The organism is Modestobacter sp. DSM 44400 (assembly GCF_900107175.1).
Lineage (GTDB): Bacteria > Actinomycetota > Actinomycetes > Mycobacteriales > Geodermatophilaceae > Modestobacter.
This window is the reverse complement of the sequence record NZ_FNOZ01000111.1, coordinates 1-4,605: the sequence shown is the minus strand read 5'-3', so window position 1 is coordinate 4,605 and position 4,605 is coordinate 1. Positions and strand designations below refer to the sequence as shown.

Sequence of the window (4,605 nt, the reverse complement as noted above, 5' to 3'; positions counted from 1 at the left end):
GCCCTAGCGCGGTCCTCGCGCCCGTCGGACTCCCCAGGAACTACGGTGAACACGGGTCGTACCTTCCCGACCGGCGTTGGCGCGCCGGCCTTGCTTGAGGGGCCTGTTCAGGATGATTCGGGAGGGTACGACCCCTCCGCGATCTTGCTCATCCACAGGTTTCAAGCATTGCTCGCTCAGTCCTGTCCGAGCAGCTGCACGCGTTGGACGAAGGACTCCGTTGAGTACAAGTGGCGTACCCGGCTGCCGGCGAGTAGACCGAACTCCTCACTGACCGCAAAGGAGCGGACATGACCACTGACAGTGGCCAGGAGGCCGGACACGTCACGGGCACCCCGGACAAGGACTACAACCTCGTCTGGTTCACCGAGCAGTGCCTGAACAATGCACTTCGGCTGGAGACCTACGTCCAGGATGCCGACCGCGATGGTGACAGCGAAGTCGCGGATCTCTTCCGCAAGGCGCAGGCAGAGAGCCGCAAGGGCGCTGAGCAGGGCAAGCAGTTGCTCAAGTCCCGGCTCAGCGGCTAATCGAGGCAGCCAGACGAATGAACCCCCTGAGAGCCGCTGCGACGGCCTCTCAGGGAGTTGGTCATGCCAAGGGGCAGGCACGCCGGTCACCACGACGGCGGGCTCAGTCGCTGCGCGAGATCCCCAGCTCAGCCGCCCGTGGCGCAGCAACGCTGTCGGTCACTACATCCAGCGGGGCTCCCCGCAGGCTTGTACCCGCAGCGCTCAGCCCGCGGCGCCCGGCGCGGGCTCGTACGTCACCGTCACGCTGTCGACCCCGAACGAGTGGCCGAGGGAGGTGAGCATGTCGCGGGTGTTGTCCTCGGCGTGGCGGTGCAGGTCGCTGGCCGCGGCGGCGGACTCCAGCCGGTCCCCGGCCAGCGCGTAGAGCCGGCTGTCATCTGTTGGGTTGTCCGCGAAGACGTCACCGGCCCGCTCCACGAGCCCGCGGTCGCGGTCGAGCACCCGGCTCTGCGCGGGGTCGACCCGGGCCTCCCCGAGCTGGGGCGCGGGCAGGGTGATGGTCGCGGATTCACCATCCGGCGAGAGCTCGACGCGGTCCTGACCGAGGTCGGCGAAGTCGACGTAGGCGTCGACCGTGCCCGTCGCGAGGAAGCTGACTCGCTCGCCACTGATCGACGAGGGGACCCACTTGGTGTCGCGCTCCTGGTCGATGACGACCTGGAAGGTGCCGGTGGCGGCGTGGTACTGGTCGAGGTCATCGAGGGCCAACAACAACGGCGTGGTGCTCCGGTCGACCACCTGCTCCTTGAACGGGTCGGTCCAGCCGGAGATCCGGTCGGCCGCGATCCCCACGAGCGGAACGGCGACAGCGGCGGCGACGCCGGCCGCGACCAGTCGGCGTGGGCCCCGCGATCGCCGGCCGCTTCGCACCGGCTCGCTGGCGTTGGCGTCGACGTCTCGGTGCTGCAGCAGGGTCGGCATGTCCGGTGGTCTCCTCGCGTAGAAGGGCGCGTGCCGGAAGAGCAACCAGGCGTCGTCCGGTGTTCCCGCTCGCCGGCGCGTTCTGCGGACGGCCCGCGGGGCTGAAGGCGCAGTGCAAGGACAGGTTCCCCCGGCGCCCTGTCTCCGTATCCTTCAGGCAGCTTCGCGATTGAATGCCCGACGCTCGCCCGGCAGCATCCCGCCCCACCCCGAATCGCTCGTCGGCGGCCAGGGCATAGTGAAGGCAGGCGGTCCCACCAGCCGCTTCTTTGACGATGGGACCTCATCACCGGGGCGGCATGCTCGACGCAGTGACGTGGAACGAGCATGGGCTGCACCGCTCTGGAGTGCTACCGGGAGAGGCGATCATGCTGGACCGCCGGGCTGAGGCGGTCGAACAACGACCTCCGCCGGTTGCTGGCCGGAACCGTCACACGTCGACCGGGCAGCCTGCCGCGAGCCCACGTATGACCGCACGAGCCCGTCCTTCCTCACCACGAACAGGCGGTAGCAGGTCGGGCAGACACCCCAACTGTTGCTCGGGCCAGTCGCCATCCGTCCTCCCCAGCTGGTGGGCGCTGACGGAACTCTTACGATGTGACGCCTACCTGTCCAGTAGTGCAAGCTTCCCGCAGGAACCGACCGCAGCTGGTGCTGCCACCGACCCGGCGCTCACTCAACCTCGAGCAGGCACAGCCCCCGCCAGCCGTCGTCCGCTCGGCGGCGGGCCATCAGGTGCCCCTCGCGCTTCATGCCGTCCACGGTGACGCAGACGGGCCGGGGCGGGTCGATCTCCTCGGTGCCCGGCATGGCGAGCCCATCGGGCAACTGAAGTGTCCACAACTGAGCACCTGGTTCGGCTGTCCATGACCGGCCCTGCTTGTCCGCGGTGGGGTCGAAGGGCGACAAGTCAGTTCGCGGCACGTCGGGGACGCTAGGCCTGCCGTGCGACAGACAAACACCCGGTCACCACGACGGCCGGGCTCAGTGCGGTTCCGGCAGGTGCACGCGTGGACAAAGGACCCCGTTGAGTACAAGTGGCGTACCCAGCTGCCGGCGAGTAGACCGAACACCCCACGGAGCGACGGAGCGGACATGACCACTGGTAGTGGCCAGGAGGCCGGACACGTCACCGGTACCCCGGACAAGGACTACAACCTCGGCCCGGAAGTGGCGCTCCGGAGGAAGAGCCGGCATGACACCTCGCGTCTTCACCTGCAACGCAGCCGACTGCAACCTCACCGCGGCCGGGGCCGCTCACCTTCCGCTTCCACGCGAGCCTCTGATCCGACTGTGCGACCAGCACATCGCCCAGTGGCGAAACGGCAAGGTCCGGGAGATCCAGCGTGATCAAGGGACCACGGGGCAGATGCAGCAGCCTGAGGTGATCTTCTCCTAGTCGCCGACGCAGCGGTCAACCCGTGCATCCTCGCCAGGCGGCCGGGGCAGGACCGGCCCGTGCGTGACAGCGTCCCGACGGGGAACGCGAGTCGCTCGAGCTCGACGCCCCGTCTCGGCACACGTCGCATCGCCCTCGTCAATTGAACCGGCCGACGCCCTCCCCGTCCGCACCGAGCAGGCCCAGCACTGCAACCGGCCCACATCGCGGTGACAGTGGCCGTTCTCATGCTCCACGTGATTAGCGTGCGCCCAACAGGCGTTTGACTTCCGGCCTCCGGCGTGTGGACCTTCTGGGCCTGCTGCGCTCCTCAGCCGCACGCTGCGTGCTATCGAAGGCCGGGCGCAATGGTCCCCATCCAAATACTTCCAAACAGTAGTGGCTCATAGCTCATGACAACGGTCGTCACGATGAAGACACCACGCTTTGCCTGGTCCTCGATGAAGCCGGAAAGGGCGGTGCTTGAGGTCGACCATGCCGAGCCGACGTACCCGACTACGCTGCACGCGCCAACCGGCACTAGCCCGTCTCGGGGCCGAGAAGAATCCGAGATGAGAATGACCGGATAAACACTTCCACCCGTCGTCGTAGTCGCCAGGGAAGGCTCCTCGCGCAATGCGGCGAGTCGCTTATCGTTATTTCCGTAGCCCAGTCCGAACAATTGAATTTCCTCGCCCGCCTTCGCAGACAAGGGCTGAAACCCGTGAACTTTGGGATCATCGACCACCTGAAAGGCGGCGGAGGAAAGCGCTTCGACGATCGCGGTAAAGTGATCCCGGTTGAAGGATTCTGGCAGAAGTCTCGGTTGAAACCATGGCTCCTCGAGCGTCGACCCTGACGTCTCGCACGGGCCCCAAGTCCGTGCGCCTGCCGGCCCTGTTACCACGTTGTGATTTTCGAGAACCCAACGATCCCCGTAGCGTCTATTGCGGTCGAGACATCGTGCAACGACCTTCCCGCAGAGAGGGCAGATGGCGTCGCGGGGCACGCCGAGACGATAGCGGCGGCCCCGGGTGCCGGGTTGCCTGCAGTCCCATGATTGATGGGACCGGCGAGAGACCCCCCGACTTCCGGGGCCATGGAGGTCACCACTCAAGGGACCGGGATAGCCAGCCTGCGCGGGCCACCCCGTGCGCCTTCCGCCAGCCACGGAAGGCCTCACAGCTTGTGACTGAGCCTGCGGTGGGTGTGCCAGCCTGAGGTGGCCCCACTTGGGGGCCCAGTGATGCTCTGAAGTGGCCCCACCCTCGACCCCGCCCTCTCTACGGTCTGTGACGTCTGCCAAGGCGTCACGGAGGTCGTAGAAGTTGAAGGAGAGATCGAGAGTGGAGCAGTTCGAAGGTATCCGGAGGGACCATCGCGATGAGGGTCTGTCGATCCGGGCGTTGGCGATCAAGCACAAGGTGCACCGGCGGGCGGTGCGCCAGGCACTGGCCGATGCGACTCCGCCGCCGCGCAAGGCACCGGTTCGGGTCGCGCCGTTGCTGGGCCCACATGTGGCCACGGTGCGGGGATGGCTGGTCGCCGATCTGGCCGCGCCACGCAAGCAGCGCCACACCGCTCGCCGGATCTGGCAGCGGCTGCTCGAGGAGGAGGGGGTGACTGTGGCCGAGTCCAGCGTCCGCGCTCTGGTCGCCCAGTTGAAGGAGGATGTCCCGCGTTCCGTGGAACTTCGGTAGCGGCCCGTTGATCAACTAGGCGGCGTTGCTGACGGGCCCATCATGCGCGGCGGGTACGACAGTTGCAGCGGTG

The 4,605-nt window shown here is 67.1% G+C and carries 5 protein-coding genes; 2 read left to right on the top strand and 3 right to left on the bottom strand.

Annotation, left to right across the window (positions count from 1 at the left end):
* Positions 1-290: 290 nt before the first annotated feature.
* Positions 291-530 carry a hypothetical protein gene (locus BLW04_RS24790; RefSeq protein WP_091548238.1) on the top strand — a complete coding sequence of 80 codons (240 nt, stop codon included), beginning with the start codon at positions 291-293 and terminating at the stop codon, positions 528-530.
* Between the two features lie 204 nt (positions 531-734).
* On the opposite strand, the gene BLW04_RS24785 is transcribed toward BLW04_RS24790, so the two are convergent.
* The 3 genes from BLW04_RS24785 to BLW04_RS26345 form a co-directional block, all read right to left on the bottom strand.
* Complete coding sequence (locus BLW04_RS24785; protein ID WP_091548236.1) at positions 735-1,454, bottom strand: DUF4230 domain-containing protein; 720 nt, start codon at positions 1,452-1,454, stop codon at positions 735-737.
* Between the two features lie 672 nt (positions 1,455-2,126).
* Positions 2,127-2,282, bottom strand: coding sequence for a hypothetical protein (locus BLW04_RS27190; protein ID WP_175484286.1), 156 nt, complete (start codon positions 2,280-2,282; stop codon positions 2,127-2,129).
* Between the two features lie 899 nt (positions 2,283-3,181).
* A complete protein-coding gene (locus BLW04_RS26345; RefSeq protein WP_139307030.1) occupies positions 3,182-3,841 on the bottom strand; it encodes a hypothetical protein in 660 nt (219 codons plus the stop codon).
* A gap of 337 nt (positions 3,842-4,178) precedes the next feature.
* On the opposite strand from BLW04_RS26345, the gene BLW04_RS24775 reads away from it, so the two are divergent.
* A complete protein-coding gene (locus BLW04_RS24775; protein ID WP_217631264.1) occupies positions 4,179-4,532 on the top strand; it encodes a hypothetical protein in 354 nt (117 codons plus the stop codon).
* Positions 4,533-4,605 lie beyond the last annotated feature (73 nt).

Bases quoted from the DNA above. Each gene is read 5' to 3' on its own strand.
- BLW04_RS24790 (WP_091548238.1), top strand. From the start codon at position 291: ATGACCACTGACAGTGGCCAGGAGGCCGGACACGTCACGGGCACCCCG.
- BLW04_RS24785 (WP_091548236.1), bottom strand. From the start codon at position 1,454: ATGCCGACCCTGCTGCAGCACCGAGACGTCGACGCCAACGCCAGCGAG.